Source organism: Streptomyces tubercidicus (genome assembly GCF_027497495.1).
GTDB classification, from domain to species: domain Bacteria; phylum Actinomycetota; class Actinomycetes; order Streptomycetales; family Streptomycetaceae; genus Streptomyces; species Streptomyces tubercidicus.
This window is the reverse complement of the sequence record NZ_CP114205.1, coordinates 5917103-5943949: the sequence shown is the minus strand read 5'-3', so window position 1 is coordinate 5943949 and position 26847 is coordinate 5917103. Positions and strand designations below refer to the sequence as shown.

General features: G+C 70.6%; 23 protein-coding genes. 11 read left to right on the top strand and 12 right to left on the bottom strand.

All coding sequences use genetic code 11. The annotated features are described in order from the left end of the window. Nucleotides 1-6: 6 nt before the first annotated feature. Nucleotides 7-1986 carry a hypothetical protein gene (locus STRTU_RS25885; protein ID WP_159746431.1) on the top strand — a complete coding sequence of 660 codons (1980 nt, stop codon included), beginning with the start codon at nt 7-9 and terminating at the stop codon, nt 1984-1986. Nucleotides 1987-2013: 27 nt separating this feature from the next. On the opposite strand, the gene STRTU_RS25880 is transcribed toward STRTU_RS25885, so the two are convergent. Both STRTU_RS25880 and STRTU_RS25875 read right to left on the bottom strand, forming a co-directional pair. Next, nucleotides 2014-2928, bottom strand: coding sequence for an IS982 family transposase (locus tag STRTU_RS25880; protein WP_159746430.1), 915 nt, complete (start codon nt 2926-2928; stop codon nt 2014-2016). A 58-nt stretch (nt 2929-2986) separates the two neighbouring features. Then, on the bottom strand, nt 2987-3409 hold the full coding sequence (locus STRTU_RS25875; protein ID WP_159746429.1) for a DUF4345 domain-containing protein: 423 nt from the start codon (nt 3407-3409) through the stop codon (nt 2987-2989). A 93-nt stretch (nt 3410-3502) separates the two neighbouring features. Between STRTU_RS25875 and STRTU_RS25870 the strand changes: the two genes are divergently transcribed. The 3 genes from STRTU_RS25870 (at nt 3503) to STRTU_RS25860 (ending at nt 5659) form a co-directional block, all read left to right on the top strand. Next, nucleotides 3503-4105 (top strand): TetR/AcrR family transcriptional regulator, encoded by a 603-nt coding sequence (locus tag STRTU_RS25870; RefSeq protein WP_159746428.1) that lies wholly within the window; start codon nt 3503-3505, stop codon nt 4103-4105. A 338-nt stretch (nt 4106-4443) separates the two neighbouring features. Beyond that, nucleotides 4444-4956 carry a GNAT family N-acetyltransferase gene (locus STRTU_RS25865; RefSeq protein ID WP_159746427.1) on the top strand — a complete coding sequence of 171 codons (513 nt, stop codon included), beginning with the start codon at nt 4444-4446 and terminating at the stop codon, nt 4954-4956. Nucleotides 4957-4996: 40 nt separating this feature from the next. Then, complete coding sequence (locus STRTU_RS25860; protein WP_218039316.1) at nt 4997-5659, top strand: TetR/AcrR family transcriptional regulator; 663 nt, start codon at nt 4997-4999, stop codon at nt 5657-5659. Between the two features lie 4 nt (nt 5660-5663). Here the strand turns inward: STRTU_RS25860 and STRTU_RS25855 are convergent, their stop codons facing one another. Then, on the bottom strand, nt 5664-6572 hold the full coding sequence (locus STRTU_RS25855; protein WP_159746425.1) for a PE-PPE domain-containing protein: 909 nt from the start codon (nt 6570-6572) through the stop codon (nt 5664-5666). 146 nt (nt 6573-6718) lie between these two features. After that, entirely contained in the window at nt 6719-7597 is an 879-nt protein-coding gene (locus tag STRTU_RS25850; protein ID WP_308789390.1) for a helix-turn-helix domain-containing protein, read from the bottom strand. A 474-nt stretch (nt 7598-8071) separates the two neighbouring features. Here STRTU_RS25850 and STRTU_RS25845 point away from each other — a divergent pair, with 474 nt between their 5' ends. Together STRTU_RS25845 and STRTU_RS25840 are read left to right on the top strand one after the other, a co-directional pair. Next, on the top strand, nt 8072-8971 hold the full coding sequence (locus STRTU_RS25845; RefSeq protein ID WP_159746423.1) for a DUF6801 domain-containing protein: 900 nt from the start codon (nt 8072-8074) through the stop codon (nt 8969-8971). Nucleotides 8972-9027: 56 nt separating this feature from the next. Beyond that, nucleotides 9028-11190: an NACHT domain-containing protein gene (locus tag STRTU_RS25840; RefSeq protein ID WP_159746422.1), complete on the top strand. Its 2163-nt coding sequence runs from the start codon at nt 9028-9030 to the stop codon at nt 11188-11190. A gap of 85 nt (nt 11191-11275) precedes the next feature. Here STRTU_RS25840 and STRTU_RS25835 read toward each other — a convergent pair whose 3' ends face one another. Then, a complete protein-coding gene (locus STRTU_RS25835) occupies nt 11276-12139 on the bottom strand; it encodes a DUF6801 domain-containing protein (RefSeq protein WP_159746421.1) in 864 nt (287 codons plus the stop codon). A gap of 149 nt (nt 12140-12288) precedes the next feature. Further along, nucleotides 12289-12903, bottom strand: a complete 615-nt coding sequence (locus STRTU_RS25830) for an ATP-binding protein (RefSeq protein ID WP_246241251.1) — start codon at nt 12901-12903, stop codon at nt 12289-12291. A gap of 168 nt (nt 12904-13071) precedes the next feature. Here STRTU_RS25830 and STRTU_RS25825 point away from each other — a divergent pair, with 168 nt between their 5' ends. Both STRTU_RS25825 and STRTU_RS25820 read left to right on the top strand, forming a co-directional pair. Continuing rightward, on the top strand, nt 13072-13905 hold the full coding sequence (locus tag STRTU_RS25825) for a helix-turn-helix domain-containing protein (RefSeq protein ID WP_159746420.1): 834 nt from the start codon (nt 13072-13074) through the stop codon (nt 13903-13905). Further along, nucleotides 13902-14150 carry a DUF397 domain-containing protein gene (locus STRTU_RS25820; RefSeq protein ID WP_159746419.1) on the top strand — a complete coding sequence of 83 codons (249 nt, stop codon included), beginning with the start codon at nt 13902-13904 and terminating at the stop codon, nt 14148-14150. Before STRTU_RS25825 ends, STRTU_RS25820 begins: the two co-directional genes overlap by 4 nt. A 37-nt stretch (nt 14151-14187) precedes the next feature. Here STRTU_RS25820 and STRTU_RS25815 read toward each other — a convergent pair whose 3' ends face one another. From STRTU_RS25815 to STRTU_RS25795, 5 genes are read right to left on the bottom strand one after another with little or no spacing between them, the layout of a single operon-like run. Beyond that, nucleotides 14188-15252, bottom strand: a complete 1065-nt coding sequence (locus STRTU_RS25815; protein ID WP_272591813.1) for a LacI family DNA-binding transcriptional regulator — start codon at nt 15250-15252, stop codon at nt 14188-14190. After that, the gene (locus STRTU_RS25810) at nt 15249-16877 is read right to left on the bottom strand and encodes a glycoside hydrolase family 13 protein (protein ID WP_159746418.1); all 1629 of its coding nucleotides are present in this window, start codon (nt 16875-16877) and stop codon (nt 15249-15251) included. Before STRTU_RS25810 ends, STRTU_RS25815 begins: the two co-directional genes overlap by 4 nt. A gap of 1 nt (nt 16878) precedes the next feature. After that, complete coding sequence (locus STRTU_RS25805) at nt 16879-17715, bottom strand: sugar ABC transporter permease (protein ID WP_159747221.1); 837 nt, start codon at nt 17713-17715, stop codon at nt 16879-16881. 2 nt (nt 17716-17717) lie between these two features. Next, nucleotides 17718-18596 (bottom strand): carbohydrate ABC transporter permease, encoded by an 879-nt coding sequence (locus tag STRTU_RS25800; RefSeq protein ID WP_371873682.1) that lies wholly within the window; start codon nt 18594-18596, stop codon nt 17718-17720. Between the two features lie 53 nt (nt 18597-18649). After that, nucleotides 18650-19927 carry an extracellular solute-binding protein gene (locus tag STRTU_RS25795; RefSeq protein ID WP_159746416.1) on the bottom strand — a complete coding sequence of 426 codons (1278 nt, stop codon included), beginning with the start codon at nt 19925-19927 and terminating at the stop codon, nt 18650-18652. 224 nt (nt 19928-20151) lie between these two features. On the opposite strand from STRTU_RS25795, the gene STRTU_RS25790 reads away from it, so the two are divergent. The 3 genes from STRTU_RS25790 (at nt 20152) to STRTU_RS25780 (ending at nt 23812) form a co-directional block, all read left to right on the top strand. Next, nucleotides 20152-21783: a glycoside hydrolase family 13 protein gene (locus STRTU_RS25790; protein WP_159746415.1), complete on the top strand. Its 1632-nt coding sequence runs from the start codon at nt 20152-20154 to the stop codon at nt 21781-21783. A gap of 24 nt (nt 21784-21807) precedes the next feature. Then, nucleotides 21808-22860 (top strand): LacI family DNA-binding transcriptional regulator, encoded by a 1053-nt coding sequence (locus tag STRTU_RS25785; protein ID WP_269777391.1) that lies wholly within the window; start codon nt 21808-21810, stop codon nt 22858-22860. Nucleotides 22861-22978: 118 nt separating this feature from the next. Continuing rightward, nucleotides 22979-23812, top strand: a complete 834-nt coding sequence (locus STRTU_RS25780) for a phosphatase PAP2 family protein (protein WP_246241247.1) — start codon at nt 22979-22981, stop codon at nt 23810-23812. Between the two features lie 11 nt (nt 23813-23823). Here the strand turns inward: STRTU_RS25780 and STRTU_RS25775 are convergent, their stop codons facing one another. Further along, a complete protein-coding gene (locus STRTU_RS25775) occupies nt 23824-26847 on the bottom strand; it encodes a bifunctional [glutamine synthetase] adenylyltransferase/[glutamine synthetase]-adenylyl-L-tyrosine phosphorylase (protein WP_159746414.1) in 3024 nt (1007 codons plus the stop codon).

The following is a 26847-nucleotide window of genomic DNA, read 5'->3' as shown; positions in this document are numbered from 1 at the left end:
CCGAACGTGAAGCAGCAGCAGAAACAGCAGCAGGCGACACCCCGGCGGCCGGACCGCTCCTCCCCCGGCAGCCTGGCGGACTTCGGTGACGTCATCGACGTCGAGCAGGCCGAGGCGGCGCTGGTGGAGCACTACCCCCGGCTGGTGCGGCTGGCCTATCTCGTCCTGCCGTCCGGCCAGGGACGCGGCCGGCGGGTGCTGGCCGCCCATGGCGTCGTGCAGCGGACCCTGCCGCGTCAGCGCACTTCCACCCACGGGGCCGGGCTGCCCGCCCCGCGCACCGGCGCGGACGCGGCGATCGACCCCGGCTATGCCTTCGTCCGGCTGCGGGTGCTGCGGGCCGCGCTGGCCGGCGGACGGACCCGCCGGTGGCTGCCGCTGCCGCCGCTGCTCCCCCAGGTGTGGGGCCTGCGGCTCTTCCCACGCTCCGGTGGCGCCGATGAACTGGCGCTGGACCAGGCGCTGTCGGCACTGTCCGGGCCGGGCCGGGCGGCGTTCGTACTGCGCGATCTGGAGCGGCTGAGCGCACCGGAGACCCGCCGGGTGCTGGAGGCAGCCGGGGTCGCCCACTCCCGGGAGGCGCTGGACGAGGCGGAGCGGGCCACGACCCCGGCCGGCAGCCGGGACCGGTCGCTGCTGGAGTCGGCGGAGTTCGATCCCTGTGCGCTCCGGGCCAGGCCGACGGATCTGATCCGGCGGCGGCAGCACGGCCGGGCGGTACTGGCGGCGGGCGCGGCGGTGCTGGTGTGCGGGGCGCTGCTGGGACTGCCGGGCGAGGGCTGGGGCCCGGACGGCGCGGCCGCCCCGCCGTACGCGCAGAACGCCGCCGCCGAAGCGGCGCTCGACCCGGGCAAGCTGGCGGTGACCTCCGCGACCGCCTGGAAGAGCGCGGCCCGGCAGGACTTCTCGGCCTGGCCCGCCCGCGGCGACCGGATCCACGACCGGGCGCTGCTGCGGCGCGCGCTGGCCGTATGGGCCAGGCCCGGGGCCGGGGTACAGGTCTCGGCGACCCCCGGCACCCCGGCGGGCCCCGCGGCCGGCCCGGCCCAGCTGCTGTTCGCGGGGGTGGTGAACCACGCCGTGGTGGTGCTCTTCCACGACGGCCTGCGGGTGGTGCGCTACGCGGAGGCGGCGGACGGCGAGGGGCAGGGCGACGGCACCGGCGCGGCGCTGGACTTCGCACGGACGGACGGCGCGGCGGCGGCCTCGGCGACCGCGCTGGTGGTGAGCCGCACCCAGGGCAATGTCCGCTATCTGACCGCCCCTTGGGCGAAGTCCGCGCGACTGGTCGACCTGGTCAAGCCGGAGGCGGTGGACCAGCCGGTGACGGTCGGGGCGGGCGGGGTGACCGACCCGGTGCCCACGGCGGCCCCCACCACACCGTGCACGACCTGGCCTGCCCTGCGCATGGGCGGCCACCTCCTCACCGATCTCGGCGAACTGGCCCCCGCCCGGCTGACGTACGGCAGCCCCCGCAAGCCCGGCGACGTGACCTCCCCCAAGGCCCGCACGTCCTGGGCCCGGACGGCCTGCCAGCTGGCCGCGGTCCGCAGCCAGGGCGTCCGTACGGTCAACTCCTGGGAATTCGCCCGCCAGCCCCTCCCCGGCGGCGCCGGCACCGCGGCCTGGCTGTGCACCCGCGCCGAAACCTGGCGCGGCCCCGGCAGCCGGACCATGGCCCAGATCCAGACCCCGCCCCCGAGCGGACGCCCCTTCACACCGGGCACGGTCGCGGCACGCGCCGAGGGCGGCACGGCCTGCGGCCCCCGCTCGCCGCGCGCGCTGGCCGGCGTGCTGTGGAAGGCCGCCGACAAACGGTGGTGGCTACTGGCGGCGGGCAGCAGGCAGGTCGCGTCGGTCAGGGCGACGGGCGGGGTGTCCGGCCAGGTGACCGGGCGGCTGCTGGCGGTCCGAGCGAAGGCGGGGGATCGGGCGGAACTGTCGGGGCGGCTGGGGAATGGGGGGCGGGTGGAGGCGGTGGGGTAGGGCCCCTAGATGATCAATTCCAAGGGGTCAGTGATCGTAGGCGGTGAGGGATCGTAGAACTTGCTGCTCGGTGGCGTCGTTGTGCCAGATCGCGGCGGTCAGCGCGAGTATGCGCTGCATGACACGGACGATGACGCCGCCGGGCGTGCGACCTCGGTGCCGTTCGAGGTCGAGCTGTCCCTTGAAGGTCTCGTTGATCGACTCGATGACCTGGCGTAGGGGTTTGAACAGAGGGGCGCCCGGTCGCTCGCGTTCGCCCTTGCGGGCCGGCCGCAACAACTGGACTGTCTGCTCAGCGAGTTCGTGTTCGAAGGTGCGGCCGAAGTAGTTCTTGTCGCCGATCAGAGTCTGGCCGGGATGGCGCGCCAGGAGGTCGGAGTCGGTGGCCAGGAGGTCGAGGAGGGTCTCGCGTTCGTCGGCTTTGGCTCCGGTCAGGGCGAAGGTGATGGGCAGGCCCTGGAGGGTGCAGACCAGGTGCAGGCGCAGGCCCCAGAAGAACCGGCTGTGGCTGGCGCAGTACCCGTACTCGGCCCATCCGGCCAGGTCGGAGCATTTGACGGTCTCGCGTGAGCGGCCGCACTCCACCGGTGTGGAGTCGACCACCCAGACGTCGTCGCTCCATACGGAGGTGGAGGAGGCAAGGAAGCGGGTGACCTGCCGCAGGAGCCCGGCGGCCTTGCGCAGACGCTTGTTGTAGCCGGGCTGCTGCGGCAGGTACGGGAAGAGATGCCGCAGGTGGGCGCGGGCATGGCGGAGCCACCTGGCCTCGGAGGTGAAGCCGAGCATGGCCTGCATCATGGCGAGCGTGAGCAGTTCGGCATCGCTCAGACGCGGTGCGATACCAACGGGCGGGCGGTCGGGCGCCAAGTGGGGCCGCTCTTTCAGCAGGTCGTCCGTGGTCACGTAGAGTGCAGTCGCGAGGGTGTTCAGGTTGTTCGTCACACAACGATCTTGAACACCCTCGCTCTCGTTTCCGCGGGTACCCCCTGGAATTGATCATCTAGAGAAACGCGCGCTCGGCCCGTCGCGGCGAAGGACGGTCCGCCGTCGCCCGCTCATCGGCGCCCGCCAGCATGAAATACAGCGGCGGCAGGACGAGTTCAACGACCGTCAGGGCGATCTGGAACCACTGCGGCGGCCCGTAAACGGCCATCGACAGCAGCCGCCCGAGGCCGCCGAGCAGAAAGATGCCGGCCAGCCACCGCACCACCGTCGCCGGGATCGGCGACTGCCGCGCCGCCCAGAGCCAGGCAAGGCCGTAGCCGAGGAAGACCGCCCCGTAGTACCGCTCCCGGCTGTCGACGGTGGCACCCGCCGAGCCCTCCCCCGGCACCGAGTCGATGCCGAGCGCGAAGTGGAAGGCCCCGATCGCCACACAGGCGCCCCCCATTGCCAGCACCAGCCACTTGAGAAGTCCAGCCATGCCCCGGCCTCCCTTCCCCTCCCGTTAGTAGATACCCATCTACTAACGGGAACGTATGTCCACTAATAGACAGGTGTCAAGTAACCTGAAGCCATGACGACGCGCCGCAGACTCGACCCCGCCGAGCGCCGTGGCGAGCTGCTCGACACCGGAGCACAGCTCTTCGCGGCGAAGCCGTACGACGAGGTGTTCATGGAGGAGGTCGCCGAACGGGCCGGCGTCTCCCGCGCCCTGCTGTACCGCTACTTCCCCAACAAGCGCGATCTGTTCGCCGCGGTCTACCAACAGGCCGCCGACCAGCTGCTGACCCGTACGGAACTCGACCCCACCCGTCCCGTACCCGACCAACTGCGCGCCGGACTCGACGCACACATCGACTACTTCACCGCGAACCGCCACACCGTGCTCGCCGCGAACCGGGTACTCTCCGGCGACCCCGTCATCCAGGCCGTCATCACCGACGAACTGACCGAACTGCGCCGCCGCCTCCTCCACTCCACCGGACTCGGCGACGCCCCCGGCGAGCTGGTACCAGCAGCCCTGATGAGCTGGCTGGTCTTCGTCCGCACCCTCTGCGTGGAATGGCTGACCCATCAGACCTTCAGCCGCACGGAGCTGCGAGAGATGTGCGTGGGCGCGCTGCTGGGGGCGTTGCGGCCGGTGATGGATGTCGACGGGGTGTTCGCGGCGGACTAGGAGCAGCCCACGTTTTTGGCTTTCCCGCCGTGGTGGTTGCTCGCCGTTTGTGGCCCGCTTCGCGGTGCCCCCGTCGTTTCGCTGCGCTTTGCCGTCGGCCCGCGTTTTCGGCTTTCCCGGCGTGGCGCCTGCGGCGGGCCGGGTGGGTGTCGGGTGCGGTGACGGACCTCCGGGGCCTGGTGTGTGGACTGCTTCGCTTTACGTCCACACACCAGGCCCCTCCGGCCCGTCCCCTCCCGTGGGGGGAGAAAGTGACCGTGGGTGGGGGCGGGCGTCTGTAGGACGTTTCACTCCTGCTCGGCGGGGAGGGCGAAAGCGCGGGAAGAGAGAATCACCCCATGAATGAGATCACCTTCAGGCTTGCCAGGGAGGCCGACTTGGCGGCCCTGGTCGCGCTGTACGACGCCGCGGCCCGCTGGATGGAGGCGAACGGCATCGAGCAGTGGAAGCCCGGCGCCAAGGGCGAGGAACACTTCCGGCTGCGGCAGAAGGAGGGCGAGGTCTGGCTGGCGGAGGCCGGCTCGCGGAGGGTGGGTGCCTTTGAGCTGTGGTGGCGGGACGAACCCGCGTGGGGGCCGCGGCCCCCGGAGGCGGGCTACGTGCACCGGCTGATGGTGGAGCGCGGGCGGGCCCCGGCCGGGACCGGGCGGGCGATGCTGGCGCACGCGGAGCGGCGGATAGCCGCGGCGGGGCGGGCGTGGTCCCGGTTGGACTGTGTCTCCTCCAACTCGCGGCTGCGCAGCTATTACGAAGCTGCCGGTTACCGCGTCGTCGGGGAGCAGCCCTTGAAGGAGGGCGACGACGGCAGCCGGTACGCCGTCACCCTCCTCGAAAAGCGGCTGGGCGTCTGAGGCGCCTCTTAATGTATTGCTCCGAGATATGGAGGGAAGAGTGGCTGAGTCCCGGCGCAATGCTGCCCGGCCCGGTCCGCTGCCCAGCGGCCGACACCACCTCAGCCGTGAACAGGTGGTGACGTCGCAGCGGCTGCGCATGCTGACCGCCACCGCCGAGGCGATGAAGGACAAGGGGTACGTGGGGACCTCGGTTGCCGAGATCATCCGGCGCGCCGGGGTGTCGCGGGAGACGTTCTACCAGCAGTTCCGTTCCAAGGAGGACTGCTTCGTCCAGGCCCTGGACGCCGCCACGAAGCAGCTGGCGGGCCTGCTGGAGGCCGCTCGGCAGCCGTCGGCCGACGCTCCGGAGACAACCCGGCCGGCGCCCCCGGAGGAAACCTTCCGCCGACTGCTGCACCTCTATCTGCGGACCCTCACCGAACAGTCCGCCTTTGCCCGGCTGTTCCTCGTCGAGGTGTACGCCGCCGGGCCTGAGGCGATGGCGATCCGCATGGAGTGGCAGCGATGGTTTGCCGGCGCCATCGCTGAGATCTTCCACGTAGGGGACGAGGGCGGTGCGGACGAGCGGAGCTTCGGCTGCGAAGCCCTGGTCGCGGCCGCCGCGCAGCTGGTGACGGCGCACCTGGTCGCGGACGACCTGAAGGGCCTGCGCAGACTGGAGGATCCGCTCGTCCGACTCGCGGTACGGCTCCTCGGCTGAACGGCTAGGGGAGCCAGGGGAAGCGCGCCAGTTGGCCCCTGAGGCCGACGGGCAGCAGCGGCGTGATCATCGTGCGGTATCCGGCCACCTGGTGCCGGGCCGCTGCGCGGTCGCTGTTGAACAGTGCGTGGGGCTTCTTGCCCGGGATCGGCAGCCCGGGGCCGCAGAGCGGGACCTTCGGCGCCTGACGGTGGAGCTGGTCGCCGCCGCCCGAGACCGCGTGCGGGTTGATGTCGTAACCGTGGTCGCCGGTGAAGTAGCCGACCACGCCGTTGGCGAAGCACGCCAGGTTCGTGAGCAGGTTCTCGGAGTGGCAGATGCCGTCGTTGGTGTTGCAGATCTCTTTGACCGTCAGGTCGCCGAAGCCGCGCGGCCCCTTCATGGTCATGCCCGGCAGGATCGTCGGCAGGTTCGTTTCGATGCCGCCCGGACCGCCGTCCACACCGGGCCGCCGGGGATCGCCGTAGAGCACGCCGTTGATCTGGTCGTGCGGGACGGCGTCACTGCTGGAGAGGGCGGCCAGCTCATCGCCGGCGACGATCGCGCCCTGCGAGTAGCCGGCGATGGTCACGTGGCCGGCGGAGCATTCGCCGTGGAAGGTCTTCACCGCCGCGTCGAGCGTGGCGATGCCCTCGGCCACGGAGTCGTCCAGCGTCTTGGTGTCGCCGGGGTAGGGGGCGATGGACGCCGAGTAGTGGATTTTGGTGAACGAAACACCTTCGGGGAGCGCGGCGTTGCTGCGGTCGTAGACCGTGGCGCCGCCATCGAGGTGACCCCCGACCTCGAAGATCATCGTGTTCGGGCAGTCGGCCCGGGTCTGCGCCTGTGGGGCGGCCGCCACGGCTTGCGGTGTACTCAGCCCCAGGATGGGCAGCGCGGCAAGTATCGCGAGTAACGATCGCGTCCTTCGCATGTGCACCTCGTCTCGAATCGGCTTGGGGGGAACGGGAGTTCCGGCCCAGTGCGACGCCAAAGGTAGCGTCGAGAGAGGTTCTGCGAACAGAGGTGTTCGCGAAAGTCTGACCGCGACCGGTTCGACCGGAAGGCTGGGGCCGTCCATCAACTCCGGCGCGTATCGCCGACGGACCGGGGGCCCGCGTGCCGCATCTCGCGGGGGCATACCCCGAAGCGCTGCCGGAATGCCGTGCTGAGCGCGCTTGAGGAGGAGAATCCCGACGCGTACGTCAGCTCGGTGATCGTCATATGCCGGTACGCGGGTGCCCGCAGCCGGTCCCGTACCAACCGCAGCCGCTCCTCGCGGATCAGCTCGCGGGGGGTCGTCCCGGCTTGCCGCAGGGCCAGCTGCACCTGGCGCAGCGACCAGCCCAGCGCCTGCGCCACGGTGGTGCCGGTCATGTCGGGGTCGGCCGCGTGCTCGCGGATGTACCGGCGGACCACCGTCTCCACCTCGGCCAGATGGCCCGGTGCGGTGGGGCGGTCGTCTCCTGCGACAAGCATGCACAGCAGCTCGACCAGCCGGTCCGAGACCGCGTCGAACTGGCCGCTGGTGAGGGTGTCGCGCTCCTCATGCAGACCGGTCAGCATGTCGCCCACCACCCGGCCCAGGCCGGAGGTCAGGTCGAGGCCCGTAGCGAGCGGCGACGACCGGTTCAATCGCCCGTTCACCTCCTGAGCGGGGATCGACATGATGAACGCCTGCATGAAGTCGCCTTGCAGGATCTCGAACGGTGCGGCGAACGTGAGCAGGCACCCGGCCTCCGGCACCAGCCGTAGCTCCTGGTCGTCCTGCCGCAGCACCAGCTCTCCGGCGACCGGCAGCAGCAAGCGGTAGTCCTCGTCCGGGGCGTGCCGCACCTGGCCCGCGGTCCGGGTGTACTTGATCGTGCCCGACCACCACTTGACGAGCTGATAGGTGTCGGTGCACTGCCGGATCGTGCCCGCATGAAAGTCGTCGGTGTGCGGGTACCTGTAGCTCATCCGGCTTTGATACGACGTCACGTGCTCGCCCCACAGGTCGGCACGCTCACGCGACGTCACGTCCCGGGTTGTCCAGGAATCCACGACGTAGGTTCCCAAGGCCATCGAAGACACCTTTCGCCGCGGCCTTCTCACAGCGTGCACATCCGGAGTCGGTTCCCGCGCTCACGGCATGCCCCCGGGTGGTGCCGCGGATTTTAGTGAATGGCAGGGCGGTCCGGGCAGCGCGCGCCATAGGCGCATCGATACGCGCAGGTGCACTGACCTCGCTGTTGCGCACTGTGACAACTTACTTACGCGCACGTGCAATTCCCGGGGCGCGATCCAGTCCTACGATCGGTCACAGGATCCGCTGTGCGCCAGGGCAAGGCGGGTCCCCGTCGGCTGAGGTGGGACCGGCCCCACAACCGCCCCACCTGGTGGACGCACCCGTGGGCCTCATCCAGAGACCCAAGTACTTGACCGAGGACCAAGATGGCAAGCGACAAGCTGATCCGGAACCTGCGTGAGCGGCACAGGGCAACCCGTGCCGTCCCGAGCGGTCCAGTGGCCCGTAAAGCCTTGGGACTGACGATGGCGGTAGGGGTTGCGGGCGCAAGCGTGGGAGTCTTCGGAGCCGGACCCGCAGCCGCGGACCCGTTATCGCTCGAACTGCGGTACACATGCTCAGTTCTGGCGGTCCACGACCGGCCAGGCACGGTAAAGATTGACACGGATGTCCCGAAGTCGGCTGCGGTCGGCAAGCCCACCCCGAAATTCGCCATCCATGCGGTGGTGCCGGTGAGCGCGGCTGACACGAGAGGGCTGCGCGGCGCCGGCATCAAGACCATCCAGGGCACCGTGGAAGCGAAGGTCCGCGTGACGGCGCCGGAGGGCGACACCGACCTCAGAGTGCCGTTTCACGTGGCCAGGACCAGCGTCCCGGCATCCGGACCGTTCTTGGTCAAGGCGACCGGCGCCGCGCCGAAGCGCACCTTCAGCCAACCGGGCAGGGCGAAAATCACCATCGGTGACCTCGTCATGCACGTCACCGCGAGCGGCGTCATGACTGTCACGCTCGACGTGCCGTGCAAGCTGGACGCCCGGCAGAACCACGTCGTGGCATCGTTCGACATCGCCGGGACGGGAACGACGACCGGCCCGGCCCCGTCCGGGACGACTGAGACGGCCACCTCCGGCACCACTGAGTCGCGGAACCCAAGCGAAGGTGCGAGGGCGGGCGCGACCACGGAAGGCTCAGCCGACCCCTCCGGCAACCTGGCTACGACTGGCAGCCGGGGCATCACGCATCTGATCCCGCTGGCCGCGGGAGCTGTTGTCCTGGGCGCCATGGCCGTGACCGCCGCCTTCCGCTTCCGGTCACGCAGCAGGTGACCAGGGCGAAACCTGCCACGGCAGGTCACACGCCGTGGGGATGGATCGCGCTGACGGTGGTGACCGCGGGGGTGGCGGTCACCATTGCTGTTCGGGCGGGCACCGGGGAGGTGGACCCGGGCGGGTTGGCGGTCGGGCTGGTCAGCCTGATGCTGGCGGTGGCGGGCCTGCACCAGGCGAACCTCTCCCAAGCCTTGCAGGACACCGACACCGCCGCTCTCGCCGACCGCCTCGCCGTCGCGGTCAGGGATCGCGAGGAGAAAACCCACCAGAGACTCCTCGGCGGCAGCGACCGCACCATCAACGTCAAGTTCACCTTCCGGCCCTCCCCCGCCCACCACGGCACAGGCGCAGCACCCCGCGGCACGTTGGAAGAAGTCGCCACCTACTATCGCGCTCTCCGGCCCGGCCGCCTCGTCATCACCGGCGCACCCGGGGCCGGCAAAACCGTGCTCGCCCTCCACCTCATGCTGCTTCTCCTCCCCGACCCCGGCCAAGCGCCGAGCGGCCCCGTTCCCGTACGCCTGTCGTTGTCCACCTTCGACCCCGACCGGAACGAGCTCGACGACTGGCTCGCCGACCATCTCACCCGTGCCTACCGGCTACGCCCCAGCGCCGCAGCCGCCCTTGTCCGCGCCCGGCTGATCCTCCCCGTGCTCGACGGGCTCGACGAAATGGACGCCAGTGAGCCCGGGCGCGATTCCCGCGCCGCAGCCGCTTTGGAGGCCATGAACCGCTACGTCCATGGCACCACCAAGGGCCAACTCGTCCTCACCTGCCGCAGCGATCCCTACGCCGCTCTCGAACGTGCGGATACGTGGGCAGAGGACGCTTCCTGTATCGAGATCGCCCCCGTCAGCCTGGCCGCGACCAAGGCGTTCATCACCGCTCGCACCCGCGACCGGGGCCGCTGGGAACCCGTCCTGAACGCACTCCAAGCCGCCCCGGCCGGTCCACTGGCCCGGGGCCTGTCCACACCCTGGCGGCTGACCGTAGCCCTCACCGTTTACGACGAACGTCACGACGGTAGCTGGGTCCGTGATCCCGTGGATCTCCTCGATCCCACCTTCCGGACCCCCGGGCAGGTCCGGGACCACCTACTGAATCTGTTCATCCTTGCCGCCTCCTCGGCAGGCGGCAAGGCAGCGCCCTACACCCGGCTCCAGGTACGCACCTGGCTGACAGTCCTCGCCGGCTACCTGCATGACAGCACCGCCAACGCCCGCGCTGTGGCCGGACGGCGTCTGTCAGGCACCGACCTCGTACTCCATGAACTGTGGCCGCTCACCGGCGACCGCCGCGCCCGCACCGTCCACGTCCTGCTGACCCTCGCGGTGTGGGCCACCGCTGACCTGTCTGCCGCCCTGCTCGATGACTGGAAGGTGTACGCAACGAACGTGACACTCATGGCGCTGGGCAGTCTTCTCGCAGGATTCCCGCCCTGGCCCATGCCGTCTCGGCTGGAACGCGTAACTGCCAAAACGCCTGCTGCAAGACACCAGCTCGTGAACGGGCTGGTGGGTGGGCTCTTCTGGGGAGGGCTCGTCGTCGTGGTCGACATGGGGAATGTCGTCGGGCTGGTGAACGGGCTCGTATACGGATCGGTAGTAGGGCTCGCTGGTGGAGCGATGGTGGGAGTCGGGCTGGCGGGCGTGCTCTCGGACACACCCGAGGTTCGCAAGTCGCACGGAAACGCGTCGCCGCGCGGCATGGTGTGGGACGACCTCGTGACCGGGTTCGCGACCGGCCTCGTGGTCGGACTCGGGTTCGTCCCCTTCTATTGGTTCGCCCTGGGCCCCGTATTCGCACTCGGGGCAGTACTCATCTACATGCTTCTGTTCGGTCTCGGCGGCGGGCGTACGCTCGCACTCCTCTACAACCGCCTGTTCAGATGCGGTTTCCGGGGCGCACTCGACGCGCTGTTCAGGCCCTGGCGTGCGTTCGGCCCCCTGTTCAGGACCGGTGCCGGCCCAGCGCTTGGCGCCGCAGGTGTCCGCTACCTAGCTTTCCTGCTCTGCACCCGCCGCTGGTGGTCCAACCAACCACTGCCCTGGCGTCTCGGCCGTTTCCTCGACTGGTGCTGCGACGCGGGTCTGACGCGCACCGCCGGGATCGCCTACCAGTTCCGCCACCGCGAGCTCCAGGACTTCCTCACCCGGGGCCAGCTCCACCACGCCCCGCCGGACGACCCGGCTTCTGCGGAAATGCCACGGCCCTGAGCCTGCCCTACCTTCCGGGGGGCGCGAGGCCGTCGATTCCCCCGTATCAGGCCGGGCGCGGGAGCGCCCGGCCTGTCGCATGACCTCAGGCGTCGCCCGCGCCGCGTCGGCGCTGCTTCACCCATGAGCCGAGGACGAAGGCGAGGGCGCCTGCGAGGAGAGTGCCCACGACCGGTGCCATCAGGCCCCTGGTGGCCTGGTCAGCGGCGGCGACGGCGCCCTTCCCCGTCCCGCCGGCCTCGTCGCTCGCCTGAGCCGACCTCCTGGCGGCGGAAGTCCCCTCGGGCTGGGCGCCTGCGGCCGCCGGGCCGTTGGCGCGGGCGTCCGAGGTGCCGGACGCGGTCGAGCCGGTCGTCGTCCCCGATTCAGTTCCCGCTCCGGTCCCCGCTCCCGTTCCTGCCCTCGTGCCCTTCTTTGTGATCTCGAACGAGCCCACGGTCTTGTCCTGCCCGGTGTCGAGCGTGCAGGGCACCGGGGGTGCGCCCAACACCTCGCCGTTCGCCTTCTTGGCGATGACGTGCACGGCGAGGTCGCCGGCGGTGATCCGCGCAGGGCCCGGTCGGCGGAACGTGAGAGGGGGCGCGGTGCCCTCTGCCGTGACATCAAAGGAACCGGATGCCGGGATGCGGGTCTTGTTGATGTTGAGGGGCACCGGGACGCGCCTGTTGTCCTGGGGTGCGGCCACCCTGATCTTCGCGGTCACCGTGCCCTCAACGGTCTGCACATCGAACGCATGGAGCATCCTGGTGAAGTTCGCAGCCACCGTCGTCCGCGCGCCGATGGCGAATTTGCGGCTGGGTTCGCCGACCGGGACCGACTCCGGGATGTCCGTGTCGACCTTCATCCGGAACGGCAGATCTTTGTTGATCAACGGAACGTGGCAGGTGTACTTCAGCGGGTGCGGTACCGGTTGTGCGGCCGCGGTTCCGGCTCCGGAGACTCCCACCACTCCGACGGCGGCTCCTAACGCCGTCACCATCCCAAGGGCACTACATACCCTCGGCCTTTCCGTCCTGCACCGTGCAGTCATCAACCGTGCGGTCATCACATGACACCCCCGTGAGTTGTTCTGCTGTACGTCCCATCGATCCGCGACGGTCAGGTGTTACCGGATTCCGGGCACTGTTCCGGTCGCGGACGGAGACGGGGCCGGTCCGCCCGGTCCGCGTCCTCCGGAATCGCTGGAGTCGCCGCCGCCCCGCGAGGGCGGCCGCGCTTCCTACGCCCCGCCGGGATATCCAGTTCGGCACGGACCACCTTGCCCACCGACATCCGGTCGACGACCTCCCAGCGGGCGGCGAACGCGGCCACCAGCAGCAGCCCCCGCCCCGTTTCGCAGTCGGGCGGCGGCAGCACGAGGGCGCCGGGGGACGGCGGGCGCTTCTCGGTGCGGGTGTCGGCGACCTCGATGCGGAGGGTGGCGGGACGGGCCGCATCGGTATCCACGTCGGCGTAGGACAGCGTCGCGAGGCGCAGTTCGAAGTCCCTGCCGGGCACCCGACCGTGCGTCGCGGCGTTCGCGGCGAGCTCGGCGACGACCGCGGCGGCCGCATCGGACAGCTCGCCGCCATAGGGAAAGCCCCACAGATCGAGCCGGTGGACGGCGAGATGCCGGGCGAGACGGGCGCCGAGGCGGGTGGCGCTGAACCGCTGAGTGAACACACGTACGGTAACCGGGACTTCAGGCGCCCGGGAGGTTGCTTGGGCTGGCATGCGCTCCACGGTGGCGCCCGTATGGCAGCCATGGCCAGTATCTCCGCCCCTACGGAGCTCGTACGGAACGTCAGCGTACGAGCACGAAAGGTAGACAGCGACGATAACTGACCGTAACCATGGGTGAGTTGTGCGTGTGGCACGACAGACGCATGGGAGGTGGCCGGTATGGCCGGCAAAGCGGGCAACAGCGAGCCCGAAACCACCGACAGCCTCAGGGCGTTCGGGGCCGTGGTCAAGGCGTTCCGGGGGCGGGCGACGCTGACACAGGAGGGTCTGGCGCGGCGGGTGGGATTCTCCGCCGGGACCGTCGCGTCGATCGAGCAGGGGCGCAGGCTCCCACCCCCGGAGTTCATCGAACGGGCCGAGCGGGTGCTGGACGCGTTCGGGGTGCTGCGGGCGATGTCGACGCAGCTGGCCCGGCAGCCGGGATTGGCCGCGTGGTTCCGGCAGTGGGCCCGGCTGGAGGAGAAGGCGATCAGTCTGTATACGTACGAATGCCGGTTGGTGCCGGGGCTGTTGCAGACCGAGGCGTACGCACGGGAGCTGTTCGAGCACCGCATTCCGCTGCTGACCGACGAGGAGACCGACACGAAGGTGACCGCCCGACTGGACCGGCAGAAGCTGCTGCGGGACCGGCCGAACACGGCGTTCAGCTTCATCGTCGACGAGCATGTCTTTCTGCGCCGGACGGGTGGGGCGGACGTGGCCCGGGAGCTCCTGGACTATGTGCTGGAGACCACCCGGCGCCTCCGGAATGTCGAGCTGCAGGTCGTGCCGTTGACGAGAGGTGTTCATGCGGGCATGGGCGGACCGTTGCGGCTTCTGGAGACGCCGAGCAACCGGTGGTATGCCTACTGCGAGGGGCAACGAAGTGGCCAACTCATCTCTGACGCAAAGACCATCAGCACGCTGCACATGCGCTATGCGAAACTGCGTTCGCAGGCCCTAACACCGGAGGACTCCCGGAGCCTGCTGACGCAGATGCGAGGAGCGCTATGAGCAGCACCGAACTGGCATGGTTCAAGAGCAGCTACAGCGGCAGTGACGGCGACGACTGCGTGGAGGTCGCCCTCTCCTGGCACAAGTCCAGCTACAGCAGCGGCGACGGCGACGACTGCGTCGAGATCGCCGCCTGCCCCACCACCGTCCACATCCGCGACTCCAAGGACAAGGCCGGCCCGCAGCTCGCCGTGCCCGCCGATGCCTGGGCGGCGTTCGTCGGGTACGCCGTCGAACTGGCCTGACGCCGCACGAGCCGACCCGGGGCCACAGCGGGAAGGCTCATGCGCGCACCACCGGACCGGTCGAGCCCCGCACCACCAGTTCCGGCTGGAAGACGAACTCGGTGCGTCGGGGCGGTTCCCGGCGGCCCGCCGCCCGTTCGTGGATCTCCTCGATCAAGGCGCCGACCGCCGCCGTCGCCATCGCCTGGACCGGCTGGCGCACCGTGGTCAGGGGTGGGTCGGTGAAGGCGATCAGCTGGGAGTCGTCGAAGCCGACGACCGAGAGGTCGGCCGGGACGCTCAGGCCGCGTTGGCGGGCCGCCCGTACGACGCCGAGGGCCATCAGGTCGCTGCCGCAGACGATGCCGGTGCAGCCGTCGTCGAGCAGCGTGGCGGCGGCCGCGTGTCCGCCTTCCACGCTGAACAGGGTGTGCCGGACGCGCCGTTCGGCCTGCCCCCTCGACAGGCCGAACGACTCGCCCAGCGCCGCCGCGAAGCCCTCGGCCTTGCGGCGGGAGGGCACATAGCGGGCCGGGCCGACGGCCAGTCCGATCCGCCCGTGCCCCAGCTCGGCCAGGTGGCGCACGGCCATCCGGGCCGCCGCGACGTCGTCGGGTGAGACGAACGGCGCGTCGATGTGCGCGTTGTAGCCGTTGATGAGGACGAACGGGACGCCCCGGGCGGCCAGGCGGGTGTAGCGGGACGGGTCGGCGCGGGTGTCGGCGTGCAGGCCGGAGAGGAAGACGATGCCGGTGACGCCGCGCTCCTCCAGTTGCTCGACGAGTTCGTCCTCGGTGGCTCCGCCGGGCATCTGGGTGCAGAGCACCGGGGTGTAGCCGTGGCCCGCCAGCGACTGCTCGATGATCTGGGCGAAGGCGGGGAAGATGGGGTTGGTCAGCTCCGGGATGACCAACCCCACCAGCCCGGCGCTGCGGCGGCGCAGCCGTACGGGACGCTCGTAGCCGAGGACGTCGAGCGCGGCGAGCACCCGGCGTCGGGTGCTCGCCGCCACGCCCGCCTTGCCGTTCAGTACCCGGCTGACGGTCGCCTCGCTGACCTCCGCCTGGGCGGCGATGTCGGAGAGCCGGGGCGCGGCATGGGGATGGGGATGGGGCAGGGTCACTCCTTCCACCAGATGGCGGTGTCGGCGGGCAGCTCGAACTCACCGTCAGTTGCGGCCAGTTGGCGTGAGGAGAGCAGCAGCCGCCCCGGGGCGGGCAGCCGGACCGGGGCCCCGGTCGTATTGACCGTGCAGACCAGCCCGCCGGGGCGGCGGAAAGCCAGGACGCCGTCGGGGGCGGCCAGCCACTCGACCGCGTCGCCCGCGCCCAGTCCCGGCTGTCGGCGCCGTAGTGCCAGGGCGGTGCGGTAGAGCTCCAGGGTGGAGGTGGGGTCGCCGGTCTGGGCTTCGACGGTGAGGGCCGCCCAGTCGTCGGGCTGGGGCAGCCAGCTGCCGCCGTCGCCGAAGCCGTACGGGGCCTCGTCGCCGTGCCACGGGAGCGGTACCCGGCAGCCGTCGCGCAGGCCCTCCTGGCCGCTGTCCCGGAAGAAGGAGGGGTCCTGGCGGACCTCGTCGGGCAGGTCGGTGACCTCGGGCAGGCCCAGTTCCTCGCCCTGGTAGAGGTAGGCGGAGCCGGGCAGTGCCAGCATCAGGAGGGTGGCGGCGCGGGCGCGGTCCAGGCCGCCGCCGAGCCGGGTGCGGTGGCGTACGACGTCGTGGTTGGACAGCACCCAGGTCGTCGGGGCCGCCACCGGGCGCATGGCGTCCAGGGACGAGTCGATCGCCTCGCGGAGGGTGGCCGCGTCCCACTCCGTGTTCAAGTAATGGAAGTTGAACGCCTGGTGGAGTTCGTCGGGGCGGACGTAGAGGGCGGTGCGGTCGGCGGTGGGGGCCCAGGCTTCGGCGACCGCGATCCGGTCGCCGGGGAGGGAGCCGGGCCGTCGGTCGCCGGAGTACTCGTCGAGGACGGTGCGCCAGGAGCGGTAGATGTCGTGGACGCCGTCCTGGTCGAAGAACGGCAGGACCTGGTTGCCGAGCAGTTTCAGCTGCTCGCCCCGGCCCATGTCGGGCAGGCCGGGGGCCTTGACCAGGCCGTGGGCGACGTCCACCCGGAAGCCGTCCACGCCCAGGTCCAGCCAGAAGCGCAGGATGGAGCGGAATTCGTCCTGCACGGCGGGGTGGTCCCAGTTGAAGTCGGGCTGCTCGGGGGCGAAGAGGTGGAGGTACCACTCCCCGTCGGGGACCTGGGTCCAGGCGGGGCCGCCGAAGAGGGACTCCCAGTCGTTGGGCGGGAGTTCGCCGTTCTCGCCGCGGCCCTTGCGGAAGTGGAAGCGTTCGCGGAGCGTCGAGCCGGGGCCCTCCGTCAGTCCGCGGCGGAACCATGCGTGCTGGTCGGAGCAGTGGTTGGGGACGAGGTCGACGATGATGCGCAGCCCCAGGCGGTGGGCCTCGGTGATGACGGCCTCGGCGTCGGGCAGGGTGCCGAACATCGGGTCGATGGCGCGGTAGTCGGCGACGTCGTACCCGGCGTCGGCCTGCGGCGAGGCGTAGAAGGGACTGAGCCAGACGGCGTCCACGCCCAGGTCGCGCAGGTAGGGCAACCGGCTGCGGACACCGGCCAGGTCCCCCATCCCGTCGCCGTTGGCGTCGGCGAAGCTGCGCGGATAGACCTGGTAGATCACCGCGTCGCGCCACCAGTCGGTGGCAGGAGTGACGTTCTCAGGGGTGACGTTGTGCTGTGGAGTCATTTCAACCCTTGGTGGTGCCGGCCGTCAGACCGGCGACGAGGTGGCGCTGGGCGAAGGCGAAGACGAGGGCGGCCGGGACGGCGATGATCACGGCGGCGGCGGTCATCGAACCCCAGTCGTTGGTGTACTGGTTGACGAAGGTCTGCAGCCCGCCGGCGAGCGTGAGGTTCTCCTCGCCGGTCATGAACGCGGAGGCGTAGGCGACCTCGGCCCAGGCGGTGACGAAGGTGTAGAAGCCGGTGACGGCCAGGCCGGGGCGGGCCAGCGGCAGGACGAGCCGCCAGAAGGTGCCGAACGGGTTGAGGCCGTCGACCCGGCCCGCTTCGTCGATCTCCACCGGGATGGTGTCGAAGAAGCCCTTCATCATCCAGGCGCAGAACGGGACGGCGATGGTCAGGTAGGTGATGACCAGGCCCGCGGGCTGGTTGAGCAGGCCGAGGCTCGCCAGGAGGTTGTAGAGCGGCACGATCAGGACCGCGACCGGGAACATCTGGGTGATCAGCAGCAGCCACATCAGCGGACGCATTCCGGGGAAGCGGAAGCGGCTGACGGCGTAGCCGGTGGTGGCGGCGATGAAGACACCGAGGACGGTGGTCAGCCCGACGATGATCACGGAGTTCTGGAACCAGGTCAGGAACTCGGTGTCGGCCAGTACGTGGGTGTAGTTGGCGAAGGTGAAGTCGGTGACGAGGCCGGTGGTGAAGGCGTCGTTCTTCGGTTTGAAGGACGTCACCAGCAGCCACAGGGGCGGGAAGACGGCCACCGCGGCGGCGACGAGCAGCGCCGTGTGCAGGGCGACCGAGGCCGGGCGGGAACGCTGGTTGCGCTTGCGGGTCATGGTCACCACGCTTCTCCCTGCTTGCGCAGCGCCCGGCGGTAGACGACCGCGACGGCCGAGAGCAGGACCAGGATCAGGACGCCCCAGGCCGCGGACTCGGAGAAGTTGCGGGGGCTGTCGAGGAAGGAGAGCCGGTAGGCGTAGGTCACCAGGATCTCGGTGGCGTCGCCGGGGCCGCCCCGGGTCAGCAGGAAGATCACCGGGAACATGTTGAAGGTCCAGATGGTGGAGAGCAGGATCACTGTGCTGCTGACGGCGCGCAGGCCGGGGACGGTGATGTTGCGGAAGCGCTGCCAGGCGCTCGCGCCGTCCATCTCGGCGGCCTCGTACAGCTCGCCCGGTATGGACTGCAGGCCGCCGAGCAGCGCGACGAGCATGAAAGGCACGCCCAGCCAGACGTTGACGGCGATGACCGAGAGCTTGGCCCAGGTGGGGTCGTTGAGCCAGGGGACCGCGTCGATGCCGCCGCCGGCCAGCAGCTTGTTGAGGATGCCGTTCTTCTCGTTGTAGAGCATCCGCCAGGTGAAGACGGAAATGAAGGCGGGGATGGCCCACGGCAGGATCAGCGCGAGGCGGTAGAAGGTGCGGCCGCGCAGGGTCCGGTTGAGCATGTTCGCCAGGGCGAGTCCGGTCAGGAACGTCAGCGAGACACAGCCGACGGTCCACAGGACCGTCCAGCCGAGGCGGTCCCAGAAGACGCCGTCGGCCAGCACCGCCTGGTAGTTGTCCAGGCCGGTGAACTTGTAGGTGGCGGGGAGGTGGTTGACGCCGATGTTCCGCTCGACGTTGGCCTCATTGGCGTCCGTGAGCGAGAGGAAGACACCGCGCACCAGCGGGTAGCCGATGATCACCCCGATGACGAGTACCACCGGGGCGACCATCGTCCATGCGTACCAGTGGGTGCCCAGCGCCCGGCGCAGCCGTACGGCGAAGGTCACTTGTAGTCCTTGAGCAGCTTCCGGTAGGCGTTGCCGGTCGCCTTGGCGGCCTGCTCGGGCGTGGCGGCGCCGGTGAGCACCTTGTTCATCTGGACCTTGACGGGCTCGAAGAGCGAGTTGCCCTCGGCGATCCAGGGGCGCTGCACGGCACCATCGACGGCGGGCTTGAAGAACCGCACCATCTCGTTGTTCTTGACGGCCGGCACCTCGTACACGGACTTGCGGGTGGGCAGCAGGCTGAGCTTCTCGTTGGTCTCCTGCTGGACCTCGGCTGAGCTCATGTACTTCACGAAGGCGTAGGAGGCCCGGAGGTTCTTGCTGCCGGCGTAGACGGAGAGGTTCCAGCCGCCCTGCGGGGAGCCCTGGGCCTTGGACCCGGCGGGCACGGGGGCGACGCCGAGGTTCTTCTTGTCCTTGAACGCCTTGCCGGCGCGGGCGGCCTCGATGTCCCAGGGCCCGTCGACGGCCATCGCGACGGTGCCGTCCTTGAGGGCCTTGATCTGGTTCTCGTAACCATCGGTGGCATCGGTGACCGCGGCCTTGGAGTCCACCAGACCCTTGATCGTCTTGAACGCCTTGACGCCGGCGCCGTCGTCGATCTGCACGACCTTGTCGCGGGCGTCGACCATGTCGCCGCCCTCGCCGTAGAGATAGGGCAGGAACCAGTAGGGGTCGTCGCCGCGCAGATAGAGGGCGGTGGCGCCGGTCTTGGCCTTGATCTTCTTGGCGGCGGTGGCCAGTTCGGCGAAGGACTTGGGGACCTCGACGCCGGCGTCCTTGAGGAGCTTCTTGTTGTAGAAGAGGCCGAGGGTGTCGATGACCTGGGGTGCGGCGTAGGTCTTGCCCTTGAACTTCGTGGAGCCGACGGCCTGCGGGAGGTAGTCGCCGGTCTTGTCGAGGGCGGGGGTGCCGTCGAGCGGGGCGAGGTAGCCGAGGTTGGCGAAGTCAGCGGTCCAGGCGACCTCGGTGCGCATCACGTCGGGGGCGCCGGAGTTGCCGCCGGCCGCGTTCTTGAACTTGGCGTTGGCGTCACCGAACGGGACGTTCACATATTTGACGTGGACCTTGGGGTGCTGCTTCTGGAAACCCTCGGCAAGTTTGCGGTACGTCGCCTTCTCGGCGTCGTTGGAGGTGTCCCAGAAGGTAACGGTTCCGGACAGTTCACCCCCGCTGTCGCCGCCATTGCCGCTGTCGCCTCCGCCGCACGCTGTCGCTGCCAGTGCCAGGCCCGCTACCAGCGCGGTGGCCGTTGCGCCCCGTATGCCACGCCGCATGTGAACTCCTTAGGGAAATGCCTCAGATGGCGGTCAGGAACGTAACAGCGCGGAAAGCGAACCGAAAGACCTTGCGGCAAATTTCTGCAAGACCATGGGAACGAATTGCAATGAGATGGCTGGAACGGGACCCTTCGAGCGCCCTCGGCACCGTCACCCCGCGCCCGCCCGAGCGTTGATTCCGTGAAGGCACCGACGCCTCTTGATCTCGACAGGGACGGCAGATGACCCAGGAGCTCACTTCCCCCAGCCCCGCCCCCCGGACGCCCGCGACGGGCCGAGGTCCGGGGTGGTGGCGCGACGCCGTCATCTACCAGGTGTACGTGCGCTCGTTCGCCGACAGCGACGGCGACGGGATCGGCGATCTGCGCGGCGCCCGCGCCCGGCTGCCGTACCTCAGGGACCTGGGGGTGGACGCCGTCTGGCTCACCCCGTTCTATGCCTCACCCCAGGCCGACGGCGGATACGACGTCGCCGACTACCGCGCCGTCGACCCGCTCTTCGGCAGCCTCCAGGATGCCGACGATCTGATCCGCACCGCCCATGAGCTGGGCCTGCGGGTGATCGTCGACATCGTCCCCAACCACACCTCCGACCGGCACCCGTGGTTCCGGGACCCCGAGCTGGCCCGGCAGCGCTACCTTTTCCGCCCCGGCAAGGGAGAGCACGGCGAACTCCCGCCCAACGACTGGGAGTCGGTCTTCGGCGGCCCGGCCTGGACCCGCACCGAGCGCGGCGACTGGTATCTGCACCTCTTCGCCCCCGAGCAGCCCGACCTCGACTGGGACAACCCGGAGGTGCACGCCGAGTTCGAGGCCATCCTGCGCTTCTGGCTCGACCTCGGGGTGGACGGCTTCCGGGTCGATGTCGCGCACGGCATGATCAAGGCACCCGGCCTGCCGGACATCGGCCACGGCCAGCAGGCCAAGCTGATCGGCAATCAGGTGCTGCCGTTCTTCGACCAGGACGGGGTGCACACCATCCACCGCGCCTGGCGCCGCCTGCTGGACGGCTACGGCGACACCCACGGCAGGCAGGTGGTCGGTGTCGCCGAGGCGTGGGCCCCCACCGCCGAACGCCTCGCCCTCTACGTCCGCCCCGACGAACTCCACCAGGCGTTCAACTTCCAGTTCCTGAACGCCCCTTGGGAGGCCGGCGCCCTGCGCTCGGTCATCGACGCCTCGCTCGCCGCCACCACCTCGGTCGGCGCCCCGACGACCTGGGTGCTGTCCAACCACGACGTCGTACGCCACACCACCCGGCTCGGCGGCGGCCTGGACCGCGCCCGCGCCGCCACCCTCCTGATGCTGGCGCTGCCCGGCTCCGCCTACCTCTACCAGGGCGAGGAACTGGGCCTGCCCGAGGTCACCGACCTCCCCGACGAGGTCCGCCAGGACCCGGCGTTCTTCCGTGGCGACGGGACCGCGGGCGCGGCCGCCACCAGCGGCCAGGACGGCTTCCGCGACGGCTGCCGGGTGCCGCTCCCCTGGTCCGGCGAGCTGCCGCCGTACGGCTTCGGCGACGGCGGCAGCTGGCTCCCGCAGCCCGGCGACTGGGCAGCGCTCACCGTCGAGGCCCAGACCGGCACCCCCGCCTCCACCCTGGAGCTCTACCGCACCGCCCTCGCACTACGGCGCCGACTGCCGGGACTGGGCGACGGAGAGATGAGCTGGGCCCCCGCACCGGACGGGGTGCTCGCCTTCACCCGCCCCGGCCTGCTGTGCACCGTCAACACACTGGGTCACGAGGTGGAACTGCCGCCGCCCGGTGCGCTGCTGCTGGCCAGCACCCCGCTGACCGGCGACGGAGCCGCCGCGGTGCTCCCCGGCGACAGCTGCACCTGGTGGGCAATCTGAGAGCCGAACGGTACAGTCCCACCCATGACCGCCCGGCTCTCCGATATCGCAGCACAGGCGGGTGTCAGCGAGGCCACCGTCAGCCGGGTTCTCAACGGGAAGCCCGGTGTCTCCGCCACCACCCGCCAGTCCGTGCTCGCCGCCCTCGATGTGCTGGGCTACGAGCGCCCGGTGCGGCTGCGGCAGCGCAGCGCCGGGCTGGTCGGGCTGATCACCCCGGAGCTGGAGAACCCGATCTTCCCGGCCTTCGCCCAGGTCATCGGGCAGGCGCTGACCCGCCAGGGCTATACGCCCGTCCTGGCGACCCAGACCCCCGGCGGCTCCACGGAGGACGAGCTGACCGAGATGCTGGTGGACCGCGGGGTGGCCGGCATCATCTTCGTCTCCGGGCTGCACGCGGACACCTCCGCCGATATGCAGCGCTATGAGCAGCTGCGCGGCCAGGGCGTCCCGTTCGTCCTCATCAACGGCTTCTCCGACAAGGTCCAGGCGCCCTTCGTCTCCCCCGACGACCGCGCCGCGGTGGACCTGGCGGTCACCCACCTCGGCGCGCTCGGCCACCGGCGGATCGGGCTGGCCCTCGGCCCCAAGCGCTTCGTGCCCGTACAGCGCAAGATCGAGGGCTTCGTCCGCGCCATGCAGGAGCGGCTGCAGACCACCCCGGCCGAGGCGGAGCCGTTCATCCAGCACTCCCTCTACACACTGGAGGGCGGCCAGGCCGCGGCGAGCGCGCTGATCGAGCGGGGCGCCACGGCCATCGTCTGCGCCAGCGACATGATGGCGCTCGGCGCGATCCGCGCGGCCCGCCAGCGCGGGCTCGATGTCCCCCACGACCTCTCCGTGGTCGGCTTCGACGACTCCCCCCTCATCGCCTTCACCGACCCGCCGCTGACCACGATCCGGCAGCCGGTCACGGCCATGGGACAGGCGGCGGTACGGGCCCTCCTGGAAGAGGTCGGCGGAACCCCGGCTCCCCACAGCGAGTTCGTCTTCCACCCCGAGCTGGTGGTACGCGGCTCGACCGCCTCCGCGCCGCGCACAACGGCTCGTATTCCCAAGCCGCTGCGCGCGCACTGAGCGCGGCATCACCCGGGAGTAGGGGGCCCGTACATCCCCCGCAGGTCCCATTCAGGGCCTCGAATACCCGCCCGAAGGATGATCGGCAAGAAGTCCGTTTCTGGCAGACTGTCTGCCTATGGGTGATGCGAAGACGAGGATTTTGGACGGCCCGCCGACCACCCCGCCACCCGAGGGGGAACACGCGGACCGCCCGGCGACCGAAGGCCGACTGGCCCGTCTGCGCTCCCCTCGCTCCCCCCGGCTCTGGTTCGAGATCCTGCTGATCGCGGTCAGCTACTGGACCTACTCGGTGATCCGCAACGCCGTCCCCGAGCAGAAGATCCAGGCCCTCAAGAACGCCGACTGGATCTGGCAGGCAGAACACTCCCTGGGTATCGCCGTCGAACGCACCGTCAACCACGCGGTGAACTCCGTGACGTGGCTGATCGTCACCATGAACTACTACTACGCGACACTGCACTTCGTCGTGACGATCGGCGTCCTGATCTGGCTCTACCGCTGGCACCCCGGCCGCTACGCCGCCGCCCGGCTGGCCCTGTTCGCCACCACCGCCATCGCCCTCACCGGCTACTACCTCTACCCCCTGGCGCCACCCCGCCTGATGCCGGACGGCGGCTTCATCGACACCCTCGTCCACCACGGCACCTGGGGCTCCCTGGCCTCCGGGAACCTCGCCTCCATGTCCAACCAGTACGCCGCGATGCCCTCCATGCACATCGGCTGGTCCCTCTGGTGCGGCCTCACCATCGCCCTCCTGGCCAAGCCCCTCTGGTGCCGCGTCCTCGGCCTCCTCTACCCCGCCACGACCCTCCTGGTCATCGTCTCCACGGCCAACCACTTCTGGCTGGACGCGCTGGGCGGAGCCCTGTGCCTGTCCTTCGGCTTCGCGCTGGCGTGCGTGTGGTACGGCTCGCTGCCCCACCGGATGGCCCGCCTGGCCATGGCGTAGCGACGTGGGAGCTACGCCCCGTAAAAGAGCTGCTCGACGACCCCCCGCGCCCGCCGCGTCACCCGCCGGTAGTCGTCGATCATCTCCCCGATGTGCCCCTCCTCGTAGCCGAGGTAGCGGCCAACAGCGGCCACCTCCCGGCCGTCGACGGGGAACGTATCGCCGGGGCGCCCCCGGACGATCATGGCGGCGTTGCGTACGCGGGCGGCCAGGACCCATGCCTCATCGAGGATCTGGGCATCCTCGGTCTCGATGAGACCGGCCGCATGGGCAGCGGCCAGCGCTTCGCGGGTGCGGGTGGTGCGCAGGCCGGGGATCTCCCAGCCGTGCTGCATCTGGAGGAGCTGCACGGTCCACTCGACGTCGCTGAGGCCGCCGCGGCCGAGCTTGGCGTGGGTGGTCGGGTCCGCGCCGCGGGGCAGTCGCTCGGCCTCCATGCGGGCCTTGAGCTTGCGGATCTCGCGGACCGCGTCGTCGCCGAGGCCCTCGGCGGGGTAGCGCAGCGGGTCGATCAGCTCGATGAACCGACGGCCGAGGTCGCTGTCGCCGGCGACCGGTTCGGCGCGCAGCAGGGCCTGCGATTCCCAGACCAGGGACCAGCGGCGGTAGTAGGCCGCGTAGGAGGCGAGGGTCCGTACCAGCGGGCCCGTGCGGCCCTCCGGGCGGAGGTCCGCGTCGACGAGCAACGGCGGGTCGGAGGAGGGGAGTTCGAGCAGCCGGCGCATCTCGTTGGCGACGGCGTGGGCGGCCTTGGCGGCCTCCTGCTCGTCGGCGCCGTCGCGGGGCTCGTGGACGAAGAGGATGTCGGCGTCCGAGCCGTAGTTGAGCTCATGGCCGCCGAAGCGGCCCATGCCGATCACCGCGAAGCGGGTGGGCAGGGTGTCGCCCCACTGGTCGCGGACCGCGGCGCGCAGCGCACCGGCGAGGGTGGCGGCGTTGAGGTCGGAGACGGCGGAGCCGACGGCGTCGACGGACTGGCCGTGGTCGTTCTCCGCGGGGCTGAACTCCGTGCCGTACGCGCCGATGACGTCCGCTGCGGCCGTACGGAACAGCTCCCGGCGGCGCACTCCGCGGGCCGCCGCGACCGCCGCCTCCGCACCGTCCGCGCGGCCGACCGCGGCCAGTACCTCCTGCTCCAGCGCGGCCCGGGAGCGCGGCTGGAGCCCGTCGGGGGCGCCGAGCAGGGCGACCGCCTCGGGGGCGCGCAGCAGCAGGTCGGGGGCGAGGCGGCCGGCCGACAGCACCCGGGCGAGGTTCTCGGCGGCGGCGCCCTCGTCGCGCAGCAGCCGCAGATACCAAGGGGTCTTGCCGAGCGCGTCGGAGACCTTGCGGAAGTTGAGCAGTCCGGCGTCCGGGTCGGCGGAGTCCGCGAACCAGGCGAGCAGCACCGGCAGCAGGGTGCGCTGGATGGCGGCCTTGCGGGTGACGCCGGAGGCGAGGGCCTCCAGGTGGCGCAGGGCGGCGACCGGGTCGTTGTAGCCGAGGGCTTCGAGGCGGTGGCCGGCGGCCCTGGCCGAGAGCCGGGTCTCGCCGGGCTCCAGGTGGGCGACGGCGTCGAGCAGCGGGCGGTAGAAGAGCTTCTCGTGCAGTCGGCGCACCTCGCGGGCGTGCCAGCGCCACTCCTTGCGGAGGGTGTCGACCGGTTCGGTGCGCAGGCCCAGCGAGCGGGCCAGCCGCCGCAGTTCGCCCTCGTCCTCGGGCATCAGATGCGTACGGCGCATCCGGAAGAGCTGGATCCGGTGTTCCAGGGTGCGCAGGAAGCGGTAGGCGGCGTCCAGGGCCGCGGCGTCCTGGCGTCCGACATAGCCGCCGGCCGCCAGCGCCGCGAGGGCGTCGAGGGTGGTGGCGCTGCGCAGGGTGGCATCGCTGCGGCCGTGGACCAGTTGCAGCAGCTGGACGGCGAATTCGACATCGCGCAGTCCGCCGGGGCCGAGCTTGAGTTCCCGTTCGACCTGGGCCACGGGGATGTTCTCGACGACCCGGCGGCGCATCTGCCGCACATCGGCGACGAAGTTCTCCCGCTCGGCGACCTGCCACACCATGGGCGCCAGCGCGTCCACGTACTCCTGGCCCAGCTGGAGGTCACCGGCCATCGGGCGGGCCTTGAGCAGCGCCTGGAACTCCCAGGTCTTGGCCCAGCGCTGGTAGTAGGCGAGATGGCTGGAGAGGGTGCGGACCAGCGGGCCGTTGCGGCCCTCGGGGCGCAGATTGGCGTCCACCGGCCAGATCGTGCCCTCGGCGGTGTTGTCCGAGCAGAGCCGCATCATGCGGGCGGCGAGCCGGGTCGCGGCCTGGAGGGCCTTGGCCTCGTCCACGCCCTCCTTGGCCTCGGCGACGAAGATGACATCGACGTCGGAGACGTAGTTGAGTTCGCGGCCGCCGCATTTGCCCATGCCGATGACGGCCAGCCGGCACACCGCGGCGTCGCCGGGCGCCTCTTCGTAGCTGACCTCCAGGGCGGCCCGGACGGTGGCGGTGGCCAGGTCCGCCAGCTCCGCGGCGGCCTCGGCGACATCGGTCGTACCGCAGACATCGCGGGCCGCGATGCCCAGCAGGGAGCGGCGGTAGGCGGTGCGCAGCGCGTCCGCGCGCGGCCGTTCGGCGTTCCGGCCGGCCCAGATGCCCTCGGCGAGCGCCAGCTCGAACTCGGGGGTGGTGGGGTGCAGGTCCACCGACTCGTAGGTGACCAGCGACTGCCAGTCGCCCGGGTGCCGGACGAGGTGGTCGGCGAGCGCCTCGGAGGCGCCCAGCACGCCCAGCAGCCGGTCGCGCAGCGGTTTCGCCGCGACGACGGTGCTCAGCAGCGCCTGCTGCTCGTCCGGTTCCTGGGCCTCGACCAGACGGGCCAGGCTGTGCAGCGCGAGGTCCGGGTCCGCGGTGGCACCCAGCGCCTCCAGCAGTACCGAGTCATCGCGTACGGACGCGAACGCGGGGGAATCGAGCAGCTCCCCGGCCGCCGAGGGGTCGGTGAAACCGTGCCTCAGCAGCCGGGTGAAGGTGCTGCTCCGCCGTCCCTGCGGAGCGGGAAGTGCCAT

Bases quoted from the DNA above. Each gene is read 5' to 3' on its own strand.
- STRTU_RS25775 (WP_159746414.1), bottom strand. From the start codon at position 26,847: ATGGCACTTCCCGCTCCGCAGGGACGGCGGAGCAGCACCTTCACCCGG.
- STRTU_RS25780 (WP_246241247.1), top strand. From the start codon at position 22,979: ATGGGTGATGCGAAGACGAGGATTTTGGACGGCCCGCCGACCACCCCG.
- STRTU_RS25830 (WP_246241251.1), bottom strand. From the start codon at position 12,903: ATGCCAGCCCAAGCAACCTCCCGGGCGCCTGAAGTCCCGGTTACCGTA.
- STRTU_RS25820 (WP_159746419.1), top strand. From the start codon at position 13,902: ATGAGCAGCACCGAACTGGCATGGTTCAAGAGCAGCTACAGCGGCAGT.
- STRTU_RS25855 (WP_159746425.1), bottom strand. From the start codon at position 6,572: ATGCGAAGGACGCGATCGTTACTCGCGATACTTGCCGCGCTGCCCATC.
- STRTU_RS25790 (WP_159746415.1), top strand. From the start codon at position 20,152: ATGACCCAGGAGCTCACTTCCCCCAGCCCCGCCCCCCGGACGCCCGCG.
- STRTU_RS25850 (WP_308789390.1), bottom strand. From the start codon at position 7,597: ATGAGCTACAGGTACCCGCACACCGACGACTTTCATGCGGGCACGATC.
- STRTU_RS25865 (WP_159746427.1), top strand. From the start codon at position 4,444: ATGAATGAGATCACCTTCAGGCTTGCCAGGGAGGCCGACTTGGCGGCC.
- STRTU_RS25845 (WP_159746423.1), top strand. From the start codon at position 8,072: ATGGCAAGCGACAAGCTGATCCGGAACCTGCGTGAGCGGCACAGGGCA.
- STRTU_RS25825 (WP_159746420.1), top strand. From the start codon at position 13,072: ATGGCCGGCAAAGCGGGCAACAGCGAGCCCGAAACCACCGACAGCCTC.
- STRTU_RS25875 (WP_159746429.1), bottom strand. From the start codon at position 3,409: ATGGCTGGACTTCTCAAGTGGCTGGTGCTGGCAATGGGGGGCGCCTGT.
- STRTU_RS25810 (WP_159746418.1), bottom strand. From the start codon at position 16,877: ATGACTCCACAGCACAACGTCACCCCTGAGAACGTCACTCCTGCCACC.
- STRTU_RS25805 (WP_159747221.1), bottom strand. From the start codon at position 17,715: ATGACCCGCAAGCGCAACCAGCGTTCCCGCCCGGCCTCGGTCGCCCTG.
- STRTU_RS25785 (WP_269777391.1), top strand. From the start codon at position 21,808: ATGACCGCCCGGCTCTCCGATATCGCAGCACAGGCGGGTGTCAGCGAG.
- STRTU_RS25870 (WP_159746428.1), top strand. From the start codon at position 3,503: ATGACGACGCGCCGCAGACTCGACCCCGCCGAGCGCCGTGGCGAGCTG.
- STRTU_RS25800 (WP_371873682.1), bottom strand. From the start codon at position 18,596: ATGGTCGCCCCGGTGGTACTCGTCATCGGGGTGATCATCGGCTACCCG.
- STRTU_RS25795 (WP_159746416.1), bottom strand. From the start codon at position 19,927: ATGCGGCGTGGCATACGGGGCGCAACGGCCACCGCGCTGGTAGCGGGC.